Source organism: Klebsiella sp. JB_Kp004 (genome assembly GCF_040065795.1).
GTDB lineage: Bacteria > Pseudomonadota > Gammaproteobacteria > Enterobacterales > Enterobacteriaceae > Klebsiella > Klebsiella quasipneumoniae.
Window position 1 is genome coordinate 101021 of sequence record NZ_JBEAKW010000043.1, and the last position, 17190, is coordinate 118210.

The window sequence follows — 17190 nt, forward strand, 5'->3', positions numbered from 1 at the left end:
AATTGCGCGGCGGTCTCGCCGAAGGTCGGTGGCGTTTCTCCGCCCGGGGCGGGGGGGCCCCCGGGGGCGGGCCCCCGACTGCAGCATCTCCGCCAGACGCGCCTTAAACTGGTTGCCGGGAAAGGCCTGCTGAAAACAGGCGTTGACCAGCAGGGTGACAAGGATCGCGGTGTTAATCGCCACCCACAGCCAGAGCAGCAGCCGCACCAGGATCTCGCTCTGGCTGGTCATCGACGGGAAGGTTTGGGCGTAAATCACCGCCAGCGCCACCACGAAAAAGGCCAGTCCCAGCTTGCCCAGCACCCGCATCAGATAGATGGCGCAGAAAAAGAGCGCCACGGAGGCCGCCAGGCGGATCAGCGGGTAGTCATAGGTCCACTTGATGATCAGCAGCACGCCGCCGAGCGCCACGCTGACGGTGACAAAAAAGACCACGCTGACTAACTTAATCATCAACACGTTAGGCTGGCTGACGTAGAACACGACGATCAGCGCGACGGCCAGGAAGGGGATCTGCAGGGTCATGAACAGGGTGATGAGCACCGCACAGCTCAGCGTCAGGCGCAGCGTGTAGCTGGCGCGTCCCGGCGCGTCGCGCAGTTCCTGGCGTAAAAAATGGGCGAGAGGAAACATTGCGTCGCCCGGCTACGGCTGCAGCACGGCGCTGGCCGAGGCGCCCATGCGGAACAGAGCCGGATCGGGATCGCTGACGGCGATTTTCACCGGGAAGCGCTGCGAGACGTGGACCCAGTTAATGCTTTTCTGGATCAGCGGCAGGCCTTCGATGACGCTCCCGCCTTCGGGCAGGACCCCGGAGCCGACCGAATCGACCACCCCGTTAAAGGTCCGGTTGTGGTTGGTCATCACGGTGATCCGCGCCGCCACGCCGGGGCGCACGTTGTTCAGATCGGTCTCGCGGAAGTTCGCGATCACATACCAGCGGTCGTCATCCAGCAGGGTGAAGACCGGCTTCAGCGCCGAGGCGTACTGGCCGACGGTGGTTTTCAGCGCCACTACCACGCCGTTGAACGGCGCGCGCACTTCGGTAAATTCCAGATGCAGTTCGGCGAGGGCGATTTGCGCCAGGATCCCGGCGCGTTGCGCCACCATGGCATCCACGCCGGTCACGGCCGCCGAGGCCTGTCTGGCCTGCAGCAGCGTGGCTTCCAGCTCCGCCCGGGCCGCTTTCTCGGCGGTGCGCGCCTGATCGAGATCTTCCTGCGAGGCAAACCCCTGCGGCACCAGCGGTTCAAGGCGGATGCGCGTGGAGGTGGTCTGCTTGACCAGCGCTCTGGCGCGCTCGACGGCGGCCGCTACCGACTGGGCGTTATACTCCTGCGCTTTGATGGTGCGCTGGGTCAGCATAATCTGCGCGTCGAGGGTCGTCAGCCGGGCTTTCGCGTCATCGAGCATCGCCTGATAGGGACGGGGGTCGATGCGGAACAGCAGATCGCCTTTTTTCACCCGCTGGTTATCGCGGATGGGCATCTCCACGATGCGTCCGCTGACCTCGGGCACCACATCGATGGTATCGGCATAGACATAGGCGTCATTGGTCTCCGGCGACGTTTGCAACTGCCAGATAACCAGGATCAGCGCCAGGATGGCGGCGAGGACCAGCGCCAGCAGAGGCCATTTCTTGCGTAACAGGGGAGTGCGGGAAGTAGTCATAAGCGATCAGTGAACAAAAAACAGAAACCACAGCAGCGTGGCGAACAGGAACATCAGCGCGACATAGCTGAAGACCAGGGGAGAAAAGCGCGGCTGCCAGCCGTTACGGGTAATCAGGATATGGCAGGGGATGAGTAAAAACGCGCCGCCCAACAAGCAGAAAAACCAGCCGGGGAACGCGGCGCCCAATACCGGGATCGCTGGTGAGAGTGAGCAGCCGGTGAGCGGCAAGACGAGCAGTAGCCGCGCCGGGCGGGCTATGGTGGCAATATGATTCAATGGAACATCCCTGAGTGCTCTTACCAGTGTGTCATGAGTGTAATCGCCTCGTTGCGGGAATGAAAGTCAACCGTTCGTTGACTGCGGGATCCGTGCGCGCCGGAAGAGCGGGAGGATGCGCCAAATCCCTCTCCTGACGCCCATTACCGACTTGCGCATAGTCAGCCGTCACGGGGAGGACTATGCTTAGCCTGAAAGTCATAAAACAAGACCGAGGCAATGTCATGGATAAGGAATTACTGGAAGCCGGCTACCGGGCCTACACCGGGGAGAAAATCGACGTCTACTTTAATACGGCGATCTGTCAGCATTCCGGGAACTGCGTGCGCGGCAGCGCGAAGCTGTTCAATCTCAAGCGTAAGCCGTGGATCATCCCGGATGAAGTGGATGTCGCGACGGTGGTGAAGGTGATCGATACCTGCCCGAGCGGCGCCCTGCAATATCGTCATAAATAAGCGAGGAGAAGATGGAAATACTGGAAGGGCACAACAAATTTTATGTTAACGACGCGCAGGGTAACCAGGTCGCGGAGATTGTTTTTGTTCCCACCGGCGAACACCTCAGCATTATCGAACATACCGATGTCGATCCCAGCCTGAAAGGCCAGGGCGTGGGGAAACAGCTGGTGGCGAAGGTGGTGGAAAAAATGCGCCAGGAGCAGCGGAAGATTATTCCACTCTGCCCGTTTGCCAAACATGAATTCGATAACACCCGCGAATACGACGATATTCGCGCCTGACGTACCGGCACCGGTGTAAACCGGTGCGCTTTTCACTCGCCAGCGCATCCGCGCCATTAGTCACTCATCGCTTCCTCCCATGCCTGTTCAAACGCCGACCGTGAGTTTGCTGATGAACGAGGCGGCTACCTGTGCGGAAAGCGAGGGGCCATATGCGGGTGATATTCCACCCGCTTTTTTACCCCCGCCAGCCGCTTCGCCGCGTTCAGCAACCGCTGGTTCAACCCCCGGGCGGCCAGCGAGCAGGAAGAGAGGATGTCATCGGTCATCATTGATAGACAAAGGTAATGCCGATGATCGACTGCACATTACCGGCGGTGACCTGGCCTGTGGTCCGGGCGTAGGTCGCCGTCAGGCCGAGATTGACCGGCGAGGTTCCGACGGTGCCCAGCGAGACCGTGCTGTTCGCCGGCACGGCGCTGCCGTTGCGGGTAAGCTGGACGCCTATCCCCTGCGCCGGCGAGGCGGAGGCGGTGTTCGTGAAGATCGCGTGGGCGCTGTCCGCGGTGGCGCCGGAGAGGTAATACCCCAGCTGCTGGCTCTGCGCGCAGTGCACCGTGAGCGGCACGGCCATGGAGCCCGGGTAGTCGGGGAGGGTGACGGTGACATCGCGGGCAGAGACATCGCAGCCGCCGGTGGGGACCACCACGTCGTTATTGGCGTAGATGTTCCAGATGAACTGGAAGGAGTCGCTATTGTAGTTGTTGGTCTGATGCAGGATCAGCACCGCGATCAACGATCCTGCGGTGATCGCCACCCCGCCGGCGGTGCTGACCGGCGTCAGATACAGGACGGCGGGCCAGGGCTTATCGGTCCGTGAATCGTAAATCACCCGCGCCGTTTCCGTGGTGGTCGGGAAGGGGTAAGAGGTGCCGTTATATTTCACGGTGCCAGAGAAACTCGACAGCACGCCGCCATAGGCGGATCCGCGCTGCAGGGTCACGTAGTCAGTGATCGTTTCCGGATAGTCGTTATGGCAAAAAATCTGCGTGGAGAGGTCGACCACCAGGTTTTGCCCGACGTTGACCGCCGGGGTCAGGTTAACGTAGACGTTGGCTGAGCCGCCGCCGATGGGGATCGTCGCGCCGGTGGCCGTTTTGCAGGCGAAGGACCAGGCGTTTATCGACCAGCCCAGCAGCAGCAGGGTGGTGAACAGGGGAATAATTTTTTTCATCATGATGCTCTCCTGGCTCAGGCGTAGGTATAGGTGACGTTAATCACCGCCTGAATGGTGCCTTGCGTGGCGCCGCCGTTGACCGACAGGGCCCTGACCTGCAGCGGGAAGCGGGCGGACTGGCTGGCCTCATCCACCTGTACCGACTGGCTGCTGCCGTTGTTCAGCGTGGCGCCGTCCTCGCTCTGCAGTTCGAGCTGAATATTGCCTGCCGTCCCCTGGTTTTTGTAATAGCCGGTGCTGTCCGCGGTCCCGCTGAAGGTGGCCTTCACCCGTGAGGTACCGACGGGGCAGTTGCTGAGATCCAGCGCCACGCTGTGCCAGGCCGATGCCGAGCCCGCGCCGATCAGGCTGAAGGTGTAAAGATCGCCCAGCTCGACGGTGGCATTGACGGTGGAGACCGTGCAGGGTCTGGCCACCACCTTCCCGTTGACGGTGAGGGTGACATCGGCCGCCCGCAGGTAAGGGCTCGCGGTTAACAGGCCGGCCAGCAGCCAGCCCACGTGGGTCCATTTCATTGCAGCCTCCGCTTACTGAAATTCCAGGGTGAATGTCGCTGTCGCATTGACATGCCCGGCGGTGACGGGCACCTGGGTGGCCATCAGACGGGCGTAAAAGTTCAGGATGTTGGTCTGGCCCGGCGTCAGCGTGGTCCAGGCGATGGCTGACGACGGGGCATTGACGGGCAGCCGGGACTGCTGCTGGTCGAGAATCTCCACCCCCATTCCCGCCGCCGCCGAGGCGCCGGCGTCGAGTTTTAACAGGCTGGTATTGACGCTGTCCGCCACGCCGGTGAAGCCGACCTTCACCGCGGTGACGGAAGTGCCGCAGGGCGACAGCACGATACGGAACGGCACCGGCGGGGTCGTCGCCCCGACGGCGTAAAACTGTTTCGCGGCGTTGTCCTGCAAATCGACGGTGAACTCCTTCGACTCTCCGGCCACCGCGCAGGCGTTGTCGCGCACATAGCCGCTGATGGCGATCGTGCTGTCGGCAGCGAAGGCCAGCGGCGCGGCCAGCGTGAGCAGGGCGCCCAGCAGATACTGCGGTGTTCTCATCTTCATCTCCTTAGCGACACGCGACGGACAGCTGGCTGAGCGTCTGCTGCCGGCTCTCCGGCGGCAGACGATAATCGGCCACGCACTGGGCGTCGGGGCCATCGCCCCATTTCACCCGCACCTTACCCGCCAGCGGCATCCCGCTGAGGTAGACCTGACCGTTATCCGCGACGATGCTGCCGCTCTGGTTGCTGTCGCTGGTGGCGAGGGCACCAAACGGCACCGGTTTGCCGCGATGGGTCAGCGTCATCAGGATCTTCATCCCCACCTGGGCGTTAAAGCTGGCGCGGACGATCGCCCCATGGGTAGGCACCACGCTGACCACCGCATCGTCAAGGTCTACATTGTCCGCCAGGGTGTTGGTGTCCAGCGCGACCCGGTTTTCGCGATACTCGGTGGCATACGGCAGGACGGCATATCCGCGCCAGTCGGTGCGAACCCCGGTCTGGTTTTCCACCTTCACGCCGCCGGCGCCGGGGGCTTTCACCAGCACCACGGTATCGTTCAGCGGCTGGCTCAAGGTGATGCCGTTGGCGTGCGCCAGCACGCCGCCGCTGACCCCGTAGTAAAGCTGTTTAAAGCCATCGCTGCGGCTGTAGCCGACGTTGGCGTTGCCGTAGCCGCCGCGGTAGTTGAGCGCGGTATAGCCGGTACTCCCGCTGTCGCCGTTGCCGCCGCCGGCATAGCCGGTTTGCACGCTATAGCTGAGGTTGTTGTCTTCCAGCAGGGTGCCGTACAGGCCCGCCAGATTGGTCATGCGGCCATTGAGATCGTGCGACAGGCTGTAGCTGGCGCTGGCGTGCCGCCAGACCGAACGGCTATCGGAACGCAGCCAGTGGCTGAAGGGGATATTGACGTTAACCGCCAGCATCAGATCGCGTCCCTGCTGCCAGGCGTTTTTCGTCAGGCTGTAGCTTAGCGACCAGTTGATATCGTCTACGGCGGCGTTGAGGCCGGCCTGCAGTTGCTCATCGGCATCGTCGGTGCCCCAGTAAGTCTGGTGGCTGCCGCTCAGATAGAGGGTGGCGGTACGCCCCAGCTGTTGGGTCACGCTCAGCTGCACCTTGCCGCGTTTGCTGTAAGCCAGATTGTAGTAGTCGGTAAATTTGGGTTTCACCTGGATAACCCCGTCCTGAGTTTCCACGCTGTAGCCGCTCATCCGGCGGTAGGTGGTATCGGCAAAGTTATAGTAGCCGCGGGTGGAGTAGCGGTAGCCCACCAGCTGCAGGTTGGTGCCGGTCTCATCCAGTGACTTGTTATAGAGAAAACGCACCGACTGTCCCTGATGCTCGCTGTCGTCAGGCAGGGTGGCGTTGGCCTGGGTGATATCCAGCGACAAGGCGCCGAAATAGCCCATGTTTTTCCCCACCCCGAGGTTAAAGGCGCGATAGCGGTCCGCCAGCTGGGCGCCGCCGTACAGGGTCCAGCCGGCCGGCAGGCCATGCATGGCCGTGCTCTGGAAAAAATCGGGCGTTTCCTGCTGGCTGTTGCCGCTGCGGTACTCCCCGGCGGAGAGGGTGAAGCGGGTATGGCCTTCGCGCTGCAGCACCGGCACCGTTGACCAGGGCACGCTGAAGACCTGGCGGGTGCCATCCGCTTCTTTAATGGTGACCTGCAGATCGCCGCCGTTGCCCGCGGCGTAGAGATCGTCGATGGTAAACGGCCCCGGCGGCACCGTGCTCTGGTAGATTTCGTAGCCGTTTTGTTTGACTGACACCTGCGCGGTGCCGCGGGCGATCCCGTGGATCACCGGCGCGAAGCCTTTCTGGCTGTCCGGCAGCATATTGTCATCGGAGGCCAGCTGCGCGCCGCGGAAGTTGATCCCGTCGAAGACATCGCCGTTGGTGTAGCTATCCCCGAGGGTAAGCCGCGACCGCAGGGGAATGATGTCCCGCTCAAGCCAGCTGTTGACGTGCTGCCAGCGGTTCTCATTGGATGAGGCGCTGCCGCCGCTGCTGTAACTCCAGGTGCTGTTATCGCGCAGGCGCCAGGCGCCGAGGTTCAGCCCGCTCTGCAGATTCAGATAGGCGTAACGGCTGTTCCCCCCGGTGGCGTTATGAACGTTATTGCCGGTGAAGTTATAGTTAATCAGCCCGGCGGTGATGCCGTTATCCCATAGCTCCGGCGGAATATAGCCGCGGGCGTGGCTGCCCATAAACGCCTGGGGTACGGTGAGATACAGGCGCTGCTGGCCGACATCGAAGCGGGTGGTGGCTTCGCTGATGAGCGTCGTTAGCGGCACGCAGGCCTTACTGTCCAGGGCCGCCATGCCCGTCACCCGTCCGGTATCCACCCCCATGCTCGCCAGCTGGCCGCGGGTCAGGCAGGGCGACAGGCCATGGCCCTGCGCATCGGCCTGGAAAGTAACGTCCCGGGTAGTCATATAGCCGTTATTGAGATAAATATCGACGCGATAGGTGCCCGGCGGGACCTCCTGGCCTTTTTCAAATCCCGACAGGTCTGCCACCGCCGCCGGATCGTCAGCTAAAAAGCGGGGGTTAAAATAGAGGTCCGCCTGCGCGGCAAACGGCTGCGAGCAGAGCCACAGCGTCAGCGCCGGTGTAATCAGGCGCCGGGCGCTTCGGCGACCCCCATGGCCCAGTCCATATTTTCGATGTGACATAATCCCTCCGGTCCGACGTTGCCCGGCAGTCAGTGCTTCTGGTCATGCGCAGCGTGGCCCGCGCGGCGGGGCACACCAGAGTTAACGCAGTACGCCATTCATTTTCGGCGTCAGCGCGCCGTAATCGTTAATGGTGCGATAGGTGATGGTGCCGCCGGCATCCGCGGGCAGCTTGACGCTGGTTTTGCCCATCGGCGGCACCAGGGCGTTTTCCAGAATGCGCGTTCCGGCGTTCAGTTCGGTCACCGTCAGGTAATAGGGGGTGGGATTCGTCAGCGTTAGCGACGATCCGTTGCGGCTAAAGGTCAGCTTGTCCGGCGCCTGATCCGGGGGCAGGGCCAGTTTTGCCGGTCGGTAGTAGAGCTTGATGCGGCTGATAATCGCCAGCTGGAGGGTGTTGTCGCTGAGCTTCGATTTATCCATTGAAGGAATGGCCTTCACGTTCATCCAGAACAGGCTTTCCCGATCCTGCGGCAGCTGGTTATTGGTCGCGTCGATAATGCGCAGGGTGTTCTCTTTTTTGCCCTGCATGGCAAACAGGGGGGGAGTGATAACAAACCGGCCGTCTCGCTGCCCATCGGCATTTTCCACCCATGACTGAATAAGCCAGGTGCTGTTGTCGTCGTTATTGGTGACCGCCAGCTGGACCTGTTTCTGACCCGCCGGGTAGATGACCCGGGTCGCGCCCAGCGCGACGCCCGCGTGCGCGCTGGCGCTCAACGCGCCGGCGGCGAAAAGCATACATCCCGTCAGTATGCCGCGTATCGTCGTTGCCGTTTTTCTCACATTATCTCCTTGTCTGCTCACGGTGTTGTCCTGCTGGTCTGCGGGTTGATTACTGATAGGTTAATGAGAACCAGGCCTGGGCGTTGGCCGCGCCGCCGATGACCTGGCGTCCGGTCGCCCGATATTTGGCGACGAAATTTAGCGTCGTCGGTCCGCGGTAGAGCGGCACCCAGCGATCCGGCGGACGATTGAGAGGCAGCTGCTGGCCGTGACTGTCGAACAGCGCGATGCCGATCCCGCTGGCGATCCCCGGGCCTTCACCCACCGACAGCACGTCGGGGTTTTTGCCGTCAGCCACGCCGTGAAATGCCACCCCGACATGCTGGCTGACCGCCGTACTGCAATCCTGTAAATGAATCGCGAAAGGGATCGGGTTGCTGTCTTCGCCCACGTCGTGAAACCGGTTACTGCTGATCTGTCCCAGATTGACCGTCATCTGCCGATCGCCGGCTTCAACGCGGCAGGAACTGGCCATGATCAAGCCCTGAAAGCGCATGCTCCCTCCCGGCAGCGTGACGTTCCACTGATTACCGGCCAGCGCCAGCGGAGGCAGCAGCAGTAGCAGACCCGATTTCATTCCCTGCATCGTTTCACCCCGGTTGCAAAATTAAGCGCGGGCCCTCCTGGCCCGGATGGCTTCCTTGCCTGATGGTTGCCTTACTCGTACTGCACTTTGAAGGTGGCGTCCGCGTTCGCGATACCGGCGGTCGCGGCGCCAGTGGCGTAGTAACGCGCCTGGAACGGAATGATGTTGGTGCCGTCATTCAGGGTGGTGGCTGCGCTGAAGGTGGCGCCGTCCAGCGCCAGCGGCGTGCCGGTGTTGTCGAGGATCTGCACGCCGACGTTGGTCGCGCTGCCGGCGGCAGAGTTTTGCAGCGCCAGAACGGTGGTATTGCTGCTGTCGATAGCCGTACCGGCGAAGGCGACGGACGCTTTGGTTGCTACCGTGGTGTCGCAATCATCCAGCTGAATGTTGAAACCGACGGACGAACTGGTGCTCCCCGCCGTGGCCAGCTTCGCGGAACGCACCTGGCCCAACTGGACGGTTTGATCGATAGAGCCGGCATCCACCGCACAGGCCGCGTTAACGACTTCCCCTTTAAAATGGACGGTCCCGCCGTTAACCGTGGTGGTATCGGCCAGGGCCGCCGCGGAGCTCAGAGACAGGGCTGACACAACAATCATTGCCAGTGTTTTGATTTTCATACTGTTTTCCTTTGAACGATGTCGAAATAACGAACCGGATTGGCAGCCGTTGTGCCTTCCAGGCATTTCAGATTTCAGCCGAGTGGTCCGGCTGCCGGCTCTGCACAGTTTTCGCCCAACCGATGAGACAATTGGGGCCATTTTGACTCGTTGAGATAAATGATCTGATTTTCGTTTAATTACGCTTGTTTTATGGTGTTAAGTTCTGATAAATGTTGTTTATATGGATATTTCATCTGTGGTTGTTGGCGGAGTGCGAAAGGAAGAGCGATGCCGCTGGCGAAGGCGCGTCGATGCCCCGGGAGGTTAGGGTGAGAAAAGTGCGTAATTGATGTTTTAAAAATGATTTAAAATCAGATGATTATGAATTTTTTTGCAGAAATATGGCGTGGTGAGTTGCAAAATATGTCAAAACATTTTTATGATATAAACAGTTTGGCCCCAATTGACCTGTTCACGGTTTATTTTTTTAATCAAATTCAATCGGTTGTATCAATTCCCGCTTCTGCATTGCTTTCTCCAATAAGATTATTTCTTTCCCATATTCCGGCAAAACGCGCCGCATTGCTGGCGGTGTAGCGTACCGTGTGTCGAATATTACGATGACCGAGATAATCCTGGATCAAACGGGTATCTGTCCCTCTTTCCGCCAGTTCGTAGCCGCAGGCGTGACGCAGCATATGGGGGTGGGTCTGCGTTACGGTACCTGCCTTTTCCCCGGCGGCGCGAATAATACGATATGCCTGCTGGCGTGAGAGCGGGGTACCGCGACGGGAGATAAACAGCGCGTCGGTTTTGGCCGCCGCTTTCCAGCCGGCGCGGACCTGACTCCAGCGCTCAATGGCCTCACGTTCATCAAAGCGCAGCGGGTGAATAGTCGAAAAACCGTTCTTCAACCGCCGCACATTGACCCGGCCTTCCCGTAGATCCAGATCGTGATAGTGCAGATCCAGCAGTTCGCTGATGCGCATCCCGTGGCGAAAGGCGAGCAGGATGAGGCAGTAGTCCCGCTCGCCGGTGGCGCCCTGACGCGCGGCCTGCATCATAGCCTGAACTTCTTTGGCGGTAAGAAAACGACGTCGGTTCACAATAGTTGCTCCTGAAAAAGATGTGAGGGGTCGTCATGGCGAAACCATACGCCATGACGGAAAAGATCCGTAATGCGAGAACGGTACAAGGTGAAGGCGATTAACCACGCATAGATAGCATATTATATTTACAGCCAGTCAAAATATCGCCTGGCGATAATTCTTAATTTTAGAGATTTTAAGCAAGGCCACAATAGATCTGCTCGGGTTTCATAGCATGTGCATAAAATAAAAGGTTTTTTTCAAACGATAGATTTTAAAAATAGCGGGATGGATTTTAGCCAACAATAAATAGTCACGGCAAAACCGGAATTTATGCAGGGTTAATTGAACGAGGTGACCGCAGGATTAAATAAGAACTTGCGGGAACAGTAATCATAATTAACCGAGGGTTAATTTATTGATATTTAATTTCCCCGCAACGCGGTACAACGCCATCCGTGGCGTCAGGCTTACTGAAGCAGCGACAGGCGCTGTTTGTCGCGCGTATTGTCCCAGATACCATAGAAGCGTCCCGCGTTGCTGGCGGTATACCAGACGGTATGGCGAATATTGCGGTGTCCGAGATAGTCCTGGATCAGGCGGGTATCGATACCCATATTGGCCAACGCAAAGCCACACGAGTGACGCAGCATGTGCGGGTGGATCTCCAGCGGCAATCCCGCCTGGTCGCCAGAAGAGGCGATAATCTGATAGAACTGCTGGCGGGAAAGGGGATTGCCTTTGCGGGAGAGAAACAGCCACTCGCTGGCGGCCTGCGGCCAGGTGTTGCGAATGGCCAGCCAGCGCTTTAGGGCGTGGATCTCTTTATTCAGCAAAGGGTGGGTGGTCGAGAACCCCTTTTTTAGCCGATGGATATAAACGCAGCGGGAAGCAAGGTCGATATCGGATATTCGCAGGCGACAGATCTCGCTGGCGCGCAGACCATGGATGAAGCACAGCAGCGTCAGGCAATAATTACGTGCGGCGTAGGGACCGCTATCGGCGGCTTTTAGTAGCGACTCGATTTCATTCTGAGTCAGGAAGTTCCTTTTTTTAATATCGGCGTTATTCGTCATGGTGTTCCCTTTTATGGCAGGCAAATATTACGCTTTCCAGGCCTGCGTCAGGTCATTGTTAAATGCGACTGCCTTTTTATTTTTAAACAGCGTGCTGATAACGTTTTTATTTGCTACGGGTGCACGCAGTATCATGGGCTATCGCCATCCCCTGCGATAAGACGCCGCATGCTGAAGGGTAAAGAAAGGGTTAGCTGGTTGAACTGGCGAATCTTTCCTGGAGGTTTCCACGTCCTGTACATCCCTGATCCTCTTGATGATGCCCACATGATGATGAAGGCACTGGCTTCCGGCCACGGCAAGGCGGCCATCAATGCCGTCATGATTTATTTCCCGGCTGTCGGGGCGGCACGGCGTCAGCCAGCCGGCCGCCCGTATCTCAGCGACGGGAATGGCATGAGTAATTTCTCAGACAGAATACAACCTTGAACCGTCTGGATAGCATTCACTGCAAAACTACAACAGTGATTAAACCATAATGCAAAAAGCCTGGGGATAATAGCCATTGTCTCTGTAAGGGCACTTTACGTCTTATTTAAAGGGTTGAGCTTAATCTTAATAGTGTAGGGGTAGCAGCGGGCGGTAATCGGCGGTAGCGGTGATATCAGGCTGTGGGTATTAGTAGCCATGGACTGCGGACCGGTTGCGGGTAATATTCTGCAGCAAGCTAAGAATAAAGAGCAGGCAGGGCTGGACGCGACGGTCCGGCGTCACAGGCGGAGTGAAAGGCTCCGGTGGCAGAAGACCTCGATCTGTCATTCGCCGGAGCAGGCTGACTTACCATTTTTCTTCGCGGGCTTCCTGACGACCTTCGCGGCGGTTTTCCCGCTTATCGTGACGGCAGCTGGCGTTGCTTTGATTGTTGTTGCTGACGCACTCTTGCTTGGTTTCACGGCCCTGCTCGCGGCTATCCTGGCGGATATCGCGGGCGTCCTGGCGCTGGTCGCTGCGCCAGGTCGCCTGCGCCGAAAGCGAGGGCGTCAGCAGCGCGACGCACGCCAGGGCGAGTAAGCATCTTTTCATCGGAGTGGTCCTGTTAATGCATATATTAAATAAATAGCAGTTAATGAATATTCGTGCCTGATGCGCAGGATGATAAAGTACATAAAGAGCCGGGATAGCGATAACTGATTTATTTTTATCTGTTTTTAGGCGTGTAACGACTGCTCTTATATGTTATTCAGGGGGCCAGCATTAAAAACAAACGTCTGTGGTATGCTGAAGAGAGTAAAGTGCTTTGTGCAAAGATAGGGCAGAGGGTAGGTACAGGAGCCCGCTGATGCTGATAATGCGGAGCCTTGTGACCTCGAGCATTGACGAGAAAAACGCCGATAAATCATCCATCCTTGAAAACAGGCACTATTGTTCGCCGGGTATGAGATTGTCGTCCGGTGGTTCATCTCTTTTCACCATGGCATAACGATGATGATTCCGATTGCGCAACGCGACTGGCGCCTGCTGGTCGCCGGGAGCGGCGGCCTTCTTCTGCTGGCCGCCGGCGTCACCTTGCACAGCCACTGGAGCGACTTTCTCCAGTGGTGCCTCGCAACGCAAATTACCCTGCATCGCTATCTGGTGATGTACCTTTTGCTGTTGAACAACCATCAGTACAGCGGTGGCGTCTGGCTGCTGGTGGGCGCATTTCTTTACGGCGTGCTGCACGCTATCGGACCGGGCCACGGTAAGTTTATCGTCACCACTTACCTGAGCACCAACCAGGAGAGCCTGACCGCGGCGCGGGTGGTGCCTTTTCTCGGCAGCCTGCTGCAGGGCGTGAGCGCCATCCTGTTTGTCTATATTCTCGCGGTGGGGCTGAATCTGGCCGCCGGCGATCTCAGCGCCAGCCGCTGGTACGTCGAGAAGATCAGCGCCCTGACCATCGCCGCCTTTGGGGTTTACGTTATCTGTCGCGCGCTGCAAAGCCTGCGGCCGGGTATAACAAGGATACGCGCCCTGAGGTCGGCGCATCAGCATGATGCCGCGTGCGGCTGCGGGCACCACGGCGTGGGGCAGGACCTGCAGGGCGCCGACTGGAAGACACGCCTGGGCGTGGTGCTGGCTATCGGCGCCCGGCCCTGCAGCGGAGCGATTATGATCCTGCTGTTCGCCAACGCGCTGGGGATCGTCAGCTGGGGCATCGCCGCGGTGATGACCATGGCGCTGGGCACCGCGCTCTCGATCCTCGGTCTGTCGCTGGCGGTGCACTATGCCCGTCACCGTACCGTCAACCGGCTGACGGCGACCAGCCGTCCGCGGCCCTGGCTGGTGCCGCTGGTGAAGATCCTCGGCGGGCTGGCGCTGATCCTCTTTGCCGCCGGGTTGTTTTTCACCGTGGTGCCGATCAGCGCTAACGGCGACTTTATCGCCGCGGGCTGTTAACGGCTTTCCAGCAGACGCATCAATACCCGCAGCGCCTGATCCAGCTGCTGGCGCTCGCCATCGCTGAGCCCCGCCAGCAGCTGCCGTTCATTATCGACATGGGTCTCCACCGCCTCATCGATGCGCTCACGTCCGGCGGGCGTCAGGGCGACCAGCATACTGCGGGCGTCTTCCGGATTGGGCAGGCGGGTAATAAACCCGCGTTTTTCCAGCGCCTTCAGGCGATGAGTCATGGTGCCGGAGGTGATCATCAGCGTGGAGAAGAGCTGGGTCGGCGAAAGAATGAACGGCGCCCCGGCGCGGCGCAGCGTCGCCAGCATGTCAAACTCCCAGCGCACCAGTTCGTGGCGCGTAAAAGCCACTTCCACCTGCGGCTCCAGCAGCATGGCGCACCGTTTCAGACGGCCAATCGGCCCCATTGGGCTGCAGTCGAGGTCCGGCCGCTCCCGTTGCCACTGGGCGAGAATCCGATCAACGGCGTCGATCGGCAGTGATTTGTCCATGAGTGCTCACTTGTCTTGATATCAAGATAATTGCGGGTACATACTTGAGGCACCAATTTAACTTGAAGTGAAGATAAAATCATGGCTTTTCTCTCGCGTAGTCTGATGCTCGACCTGCTGCTCACGGCGCTGGCGCCCGCTATCTGGGGGACGACCTACATCGTCACCTCCCAGTTTCTTCCTCCTGACCGGCCGTTTATTGCCGCACTGCTGAGGGTGTTGCCGGCAGGTATCGCCCTGCTGATCTGGAGCCGCCGCTTTCCGCAGCGCGGCGAATGGCTAAAGCTTATCGTTACCGGCATCTTAAATATTGGCGCGTTTCAGGCGCTGTTGTTTATCGCCGCCTATCGCTTACCCGGCGGGCTGGCGGCAGTGATTGGCGCGATCCAGCCGCTGCTGGTGATGCTTCTCGCCTGGTGCGTAGACCGGCAGCGCTCGCCCTGGCTGGCGGTATTCTCAGCCCTTGCCGGCATACTCGGTATGGCCATGCTGCTGCTGTCGCCGCGCACCGTCCTCGACCCGCTGGGCATCGGCGCGGCGTTTCTCGGGGCGATCAGTATGGCGCTGGGCACCTGGCTCTCCCGCCGCTGGGCGCTCTCCCTGCCGATCGTCGCGTTAACCGGCTGGCAGCTGGCGATCGGCGGGGTGGTGCTGGCGCCAGTGGCGCTGATCGTTGACCCCCCTTTGCATCAGGTGACTGCGCTGCAGGCGGCCGGCTATCTGTGGCTGTGCGTGGCGGGCGCCATGCTGGCCTATGGCCTGTGGTTCCGGGGGATTGGCCGCCTCTCGCCGGTGGCGGTATCGGCAATGAGCCTGCTGAGCCCGGTGACCGCCGTGGTGCTGGGGTGGATTTTCCTTGGACAAACGATCCAGGGGATGGCGCTGGTCGGGCTGATCGTGGTACTGGCGAGCGTATTGTCTATTCAGCGCGCGCTGGCGCGCCAGGCGGCGGGGGCAAAAACGAAAAAAGCCCCATAACGGGGCTCGACATTGCTGTGTGCGGGGTAGGCGGCGGGAGCCAGACCAGCCGCCCGCAGGCGGCCTGTCCGGCAGCTCCCTCTGCAACCATTCGCTTATTTAGAGAGCTCGGCGGTCATATGGACCTGGTTGCCGGTGTACGCTTCGGTGATGTGGTAGGAAGCGCCTTGTTCTTTCGCAATGGTCGCGATTTTCGCTTCTGCGCTGTCCAGGGTATCTGCTGTTACGCTCACCGGATGAGCGAAGCTAGCGAAAGAGACCAGGGAGAGCATACCGGCAGCGGCGAGTAATTTTACGTTTTTCATGGTGTTTGTCCTTTTAACTTTTATGGTGGAAAGCGTGTTTGCTTTCGATGGACTTATAATAAGCCTGCTAACTATAACGCGCGTGGCAAAAAGTGCGATTTAGATCACATTTTTATGGCGGTTTGATGATGGGGAAATGAACCTTTCTCTATTTTTTAATTTAAAAACAACGCATTATAGATTTATTTCTGCAGGGGATATCACGCGGACTGCCTGTGCTCAGAGTGTGGAATGCGCCTCATTTACGCGGTTACCATTCATTGTGTGAATTGTTTGGGCGGTTTTTAACCGCCGTCATGGCGGATTCGGACGATTCGCAATAGCCCTCTGGCGGCCATTTCGGCATGCTGAGGCGGCCCTTTCTCTCGCGCCCTGGCGCCAGGCTTTCCGTGCTGTAAACAACCACCACCCCGTTTTCACCTATCAATAATTATTTATTAATAGCCATTAGGTATATGTTATATAACTTAATGAAACGTGAACAAATGTATATTTGTCGGCGAATAAATAGCATTCTTTGACGCCGATAGCACCAGCGAACTTATATTTTTTGGTTCGTTACCTGACGCCTTAAATATTGCGGCTCCCGGTCAGTCGAAGATTCTATTAGCAGTGGCATAAATCAGCATCGCCTGATGTTTCTGGTTCTATGCGAATTCACAGTGTGCTCATTGATTCGTAATTCACTCTGACAAGGAAATGGCAATGAAAAAGGTTCTTCTCTCTGCAGCAATGGCAACCGCGTTTTTTGGCATGACTGCTGCCCATGCAGCTGATACCAATGTTGGCGGCGGCCAGGTTAATTTCTTCGGTAAAGTTACCGATGTATCCTGTACTGTTTCTGTTAACGGCCAGGGCAGCGATGCGAACGTTTACCTGTCTCCGGTAACCCTGACTGAAGTTAAAGCGGCAGCAGCGGATACTTACCTGAAACCGAAATCTTTCACCATTGACGTCTCTAACTGCCAGGCGGCTGACGGCACCAAACAGGATGACGTAAGCAAACTGGGCGTAAACTGGACCGGCGGTAACCTGCTGGCTGGCGCAACCAGCAAACAACAGGGCTACCTGGCGAACACCGAAGCTTCCGGTGCTCAGAACATCCAGCTGGTGCTGTCTACTGACAACGCTACCGCGCTGACCAACAAAATCATCCCGGGTGACAGCACTCAGCCGAAAGCGAAAGGCGATGCTTCCGCTGTAGCCGATGGCGCGCGTTTCACCTACTACGTAGGCTACGCCACCAGCGCGCCGACCACTGTGACCACCGGTGTGGTAAACAGCTACGCGACTTACGAAATTACTTACCAGTAATTCCGTCAGAAAATAAAACTGCCCCGCGA

Annotated in this window: 20 protein-coding genes and 2 pseudogenes; 6 read left to right on the forward strand and 16 right to left on the reverse strand. The window is 58.7% G+C overall.

What is annotated here, in order from left to right:
* From ABLX76_RS18930 to ABLX76_RS18940, 3 genes and pseudogenes are all read right to left on the reverse strand, one after another.
* Positions 1 to 633 (reverse strand): annotated as a pseudogene (locus tag ABLX76_RS18930) (FUSC family protein); the annotation flags it as partial.
* A gap of 12 nt (positions 634 to 645) precedes the next feature.
* Complete coding sequence (gene mdtN, locus ABLX76_RS18935) at positions 646 to 1671, reverse strand: multidrug transporter subunit MdtN (protein ID WP_023290946.1); 1026 nt, start codon at positions 1669 to 1671, stop codon at positions 646 to 648.
* A 6-nt stretch (positions 1672 to 1677) separates the two neighbouring features.
* Positions 1678 to 1950 (reverse strand): YtcA family lipoprotein, encoded by a 273-nt coding sequence (locus ABLX76_RS18940; RefSeq protein WP_032454006.1) that lies wholly within the window; start codon positions 1948 to 1950, stop codon positions 1678 to 1680.
* A gap of 224 nt (positions 1951 to 2174) precedes the next feature.
* On the opposite strand from ABLX76_RS18940, the gene yjdI reads away from it, so the two are divergent.
* Together yjdI and ABLX76_RS18950 are read left to right on the forward strand one after the other, a co-directional pair.
* The gene (yjdI, locus tag ABLX76_RS18945; RefSeq protein WP_004205354.1) at positions 2175 to 2405 is read left to right on the forward strand and encodes a 4Fe-4S mono-cluster protein YjdI; all 231 of its coding nucleotides are present in this window, start codon (positions 2175 to 2177) and stop codon (positions 2403 to 2405) included.
* An 11-nt stretch (positions 2406 to 2416) separates the two neighbouring features.
* On the forward strand, positions 2417 to 2689 hold the full coding sequence (locus ABLX76_RS18950; protein WP_002916201.1) for a GNAT family N-acetyltransferase: 273 nt from the start codon (positions 2417 to 2419) through the stop codon (positions 2687 to 2689).
* 65 nt (positions 2690 to 2754) lie between these two features.
* On the opposite strand, the pseudogene ABLX76_RS18955 reads toward ABLX76_RS18950, so the two are convergent.
* The 10 genes and pseudogenes from ABLX76_RS18955 to fimB all read right to left on the reverse strand — a co-directional run.
* Positions 2755 to 2916, reverse strand: a pseudogene (locus ABLX76_RS18955) (fimbrial protein); the annotation flags it as partial.
* A 41-nt stretch (positions 2917 to 2957) separates the two neighbouring features.
* Complete coding sequence (locus tag ABLX76_RS18960; RefSeq protein ID WP_049013376.1) at positions 2958 to 3863, reverse strand: fimbrial protein; 906 nt, start codon at positions 3861 to 3863, stop codon at positions 2958 to 2960.
* A gap of 17 nt (positions 3864 to 3880) precedes the next feature.
* The gene (locus tag ABLX76_RS18965) at positions 3881 to 4366 is read right to left on the reverse strand and encodes a fimbrial protein (protein WP_074442688.1); all 486 of its coding nucleotides are present in this window, start codon (positions 4364 to 4366) and stop codon (positions 3881 to 3883) included.
* 27 nt (positions 4367 to 4393) lie between these two features.
* Positions 4394 to 4921: a fimbrial protein gene (locus tag ABLX76_RS18970; RefSeq protein WP_023290941.1), complete on the reverse strand. Its 528-nt coding sequence runs from the start codon at positions 4919 to 4921 to the stop codon at positions 4394 to 4396.
* Positions 4922 to 4931: 10 nt separating this feature from the next.
* The gene (locus ABLX76_RS18975) at positions 4932 to 7544 is read right to left on the reverse strand and encodes a fimbrial biogenesis usher protein (RefSeq protein ID WP_348875072.1); all 2613 of its coding nucleotides are present in this window, start codon (positions 7542 to 7544) and stop codon (positions 4932 to 4934) included.
* A gap of 81 nt (positions 7545 to 7625) precedes the next feature.
* Positions 7626 to 8285, reverse strand: a complete 660-nt coding sequence (locus tag ABLX76_RS18980; protein WP_223822580.1) for a fimbria/pilus periplasmic chaperone — start codon at positions 8283 to 8285, stop codon at positions 7626 to 7628.
* Positions 8286 to 8379: 94 nt separating this feature from the next.
* Complete coding sequence (locus ABLX76_RS18985; RefSeq protein WP_348875074.1) at positions 8380 to 8916, reverse strand: fimbrial protein; 537 nt, start codon at positions 8914 to 8916, stop codon at positions 8380 to 8382.
* A 71-nt stretch (positions 8917 to 8987) separates the two neighbouring features.
* A complete protein-coding gene (gene fimA / locus ABLX76_RS18990) occupies positions 8988 to 9536 on the reverse strand; it encodes a type 1 fimbrial major subunit FimA (RefSeq protein ID WP_004205364.1) in 549 nt (182 codons plus the stop codon).
* Positions 9537 to 10015: 479 nt separating this feature from the next.
* A complete protein-coding gene (gene fimE / locus ABLX76_RS18995; protein ID WP_044524645.1) occupies positions 10016 to 10624 on the reverse strand; it encodes a type 1 fimbria switch DNA invertase FimE in 609 nt (202 codons plus the stop codon).
* A 452-nt stretch (positions 10625 to 11076) separates the two neighbouring features.
* Positions 11077 to 11682: a type 1 fimbria switch DNA invertase FimB gene (gene fimB / locus ABLX76_RS19000; RefSeq protein ID WP_023290937.1), complete on the reverse strand. Its 606-nt coding sequence runs from the start codon at positions 11680 to 11682 to the stop codon at positions 11077 to 11079.
* A gap of 168 nt (positions 11683 to 11850) precedes the next feature.
* Here fimB and ABLX76_RS19005 point away from each other — a divergent pair, with 168 nt between their 5' ends.
* Positions 11851 to 12111 carry a hypothetical protein gene (locus ABLX76_RS19005; RefSeq protein WP_261902048.1) on the forward strand — a complete coding sequence of 87 codons (261 nt, stop codon included), beginning with the start codon at positions 11851 to 11853 and terminating at the stop codon, positions 12109 to 12111.
* A gap of 348 nt (positions 12112 to 12459) precedes the next feature.
* Here ABLX76_RS19005 and ABLX76_RS19010 read toward each other — a convergent pair whose 3' ends face one another.
* Positions 12460 to 12705: a hypothetical protein gene (locus tag ABLX76_RS19010; protein ID WP_348875075.1), complete on the reverse strand. Its 246-nt coding sequence runs from the start codon at positions 12703 to 12705 to the stop codon at positions 12460 to 12462.
* Between the two features lie 399 nt (positions 12706 to 13104).
* Between ABLX76_RS19010 and ABLX76_RS19015 the strand changes: the two genes are divergently transcribed.
* A complete protein-coding gene (locus tag ABLX76_RS19015; protein ID WP_348875076.1) occupies positions 13105 to 14061 on the forward strand; it encodes a nickel/cobalt transporter in 957 nt (318 codons plus the stop codon).
* Here the strand turns inward: ABLX76_RS19015 and ABLX76_RS19020 are convergent.
* Positions 14058 to 14564 carry a MarR family transcriptional regulator gene (locus ABLX76_RS19020; protein ID WP_101977720.1) on the reverse strand — a complete coding sequence of 169 codons (507 nt, stop codon included), beginning with the start codon at positions 14562 to 14564 and terminating at the stop codon, positions 14058 to 14060. The two genes, ABLX76_RS19015 and ABLX76_RS19020, sit on opposite strands and share 4 nt — an antisense overlap.
* Before the next feature lie 81 nt (positions 14565 to 14645).
* Between ABLX76_RS19020 and ABLX76_RS19025 the strand changes: the two genes are divergently transcribed.
* Positions 14646 to 15542, forward strand: a complete 897-nt coding sequence (locus ABLX76_RS19025) for an EamA family transporter (RefSeq protein WP_023290933.1) — start codon at positions 14646 to 14648, stop codon at positions 15540 to 15542.
* Positions 15543 to 15637: 95 nt separating this feature from the next.
* On the opposite strand, the gene ABLX76_RS19030 is transcribed toward ABLX76_RS19025, so the two are convergent.
* Positions 15638 to 15847 (reverse strand): DUF1471 domain-containing protein, encoded by a 210-nt coding sequence (locus ABLX76_RS19030; protein WP_002916131.1) that lies wholly within the window; start codon positions 15845 to 15847, stop codon positions 15638 to 15640.
* A gap of 705 nt (positions 15848 to 16552) precedes the next feature.
* Between ABLX76_RS19030 and mrkA the strand changes: the two genes are divergently transcribed.
* Entirely contained in the window at positions 16553 to 17161 is a 609-nt protein-coding gene (gene mrkA / locus ABLX76_RS19035) for a type 3 fimbria major subunit MrkA (RefSeq protein WP_000756959.1), read from the forward strand.
* Positions 17162 to 17190: the final 29 nt, after the last annotated feature.

What these genes read in the sequence shown, in the direction of transcription:
- mdtN (WP_023290946.1), bottom strand. Translation starts at nt 1,671, where the DNA reads ATGACTACTTCCCGCACTCCCCTGTTACGCAAGAAATGGCCTCTGCTG.
- yjdI (WP_004205354.1), top strand. Translation starts at nt 2,175, where the DNA reads ATGGATAAGGAATTACTGGAAGCCGGCTACCGGGCCTACACCGGGGAG.
- ABLX76_RS18950 (WP_002916201.1), top strand. Translation starts at nt 2,417, where the DNA reads ATGGAAATACTGGAAGGGCACAACAAATTTTATGTTAACGACGCGCAG.
- ABLX76_RS18960 (WP_049013376.1), bottom strand. Translation starts at nt 3,863, where the DNA reads ATGAAAAAAATTATTCCCCTGTTCACCACCCTGCTGCTGCTGGGCTGG.
- ABLX76_RS18970 (WP_023290941.1), bottom strand. Translation starts at nt 4,921, where the DNA reads ATGAGAACACCGCAGTATCTGCTGGGCGCCCTGCTCACGCTGGCCGCG.
- ABLX76_RS18975 (WP_348875072.1), bottom strand. Translation starts at nt 7,544, where the DNA reads ATGTCACATCGAAAATATGGACTGGGCCATGGGGGTCGCCGAAGCGCC.
- ABLX76_RS18980 (WP_223822580.1), bottom strand. Translation starts at nt 8,285, where the DNA reads ATGCTTTTCGCCGCCGGCGCGTTGAGCGCCAGCGCGCACGCGGGCGTC.
- ABLX76_RS18985 (WP_348875074.1), bottom strand. Translation starts at nt 8,916, where the DNA reads ATGCAGGGAATGAAATCGGGTCTGCTACTGCTGCTGCCTCCGCTGGCG.
- fimA (WP_004205364.1), bottom strand. Translation starts at nt 9,536, where the DNA reads ATGAAAATCAAAACACTGGCAATGATTGTTGTGTCAGCCCTGTCTCTG.
- fimB (WP_023290937.1), bottom strand. Translation starts at nt 11,682, where the DNA reads ATGACGAATAACGCCGATATTAAAAAAAGGAACTTCCTGACTCAGAAT.
- ABLX76_RS19005 (WP_261902048.1), top strand. Translation starts at nt 11,851, where the DNA reads ATGCTGAAGGGTAAAGAAAGGGTTAGCTGGTTGAACTGGCGAATCTTT.
- ABLX76_RS19010 (WP_348875075.1), bottom strand. Translation starts at nt 12,705, where the DNA reads ATGAAAAGATGCTTACTCGCCCTGGCGTGCGTCGCGCTGCTGACGCCC.
- ABLX76_RS19015 (WP_348875076.1), top strand. Translation starts at nt 13,105, where the DNA reads ATGATGATTCCGATTGCGCAACGCGACTGGCGCCTGCTGGTCGCCGGG.
- ABLX76_RS19020 (WP_101977720.1), bottom strand. Translation starts at nt 14,564, where the DNA reads ATGGACAAATCACTGCCGATCGACGCCGTTGATCGGATTCTCGCCCAG.
- ABLX76_RS19025 (WP_023290933.1), top strand. Translation starts at nt 14,646, where the DNA reads ATGGCTTTTCTCTCGCGTAGTCTGATGCTCGACCTGCTGCTCACGGCG.
- ABLX76_RS19030 (WP_002916131.1), bottom strand. Translation starts at nt 15,847, where the DNA reads ATGAAAAACGTAAAATTACTCGCCGCTGCCGGTATGCTCTCCCTGGTC.
- mrkA (WP_000756959.1), top strand. Translation starts at nt 16,553, where the DNA reads ATGAAAAAGGTTCTTCTCTCTGCAGCAATGGCAACCGCGTTTTTTGGC.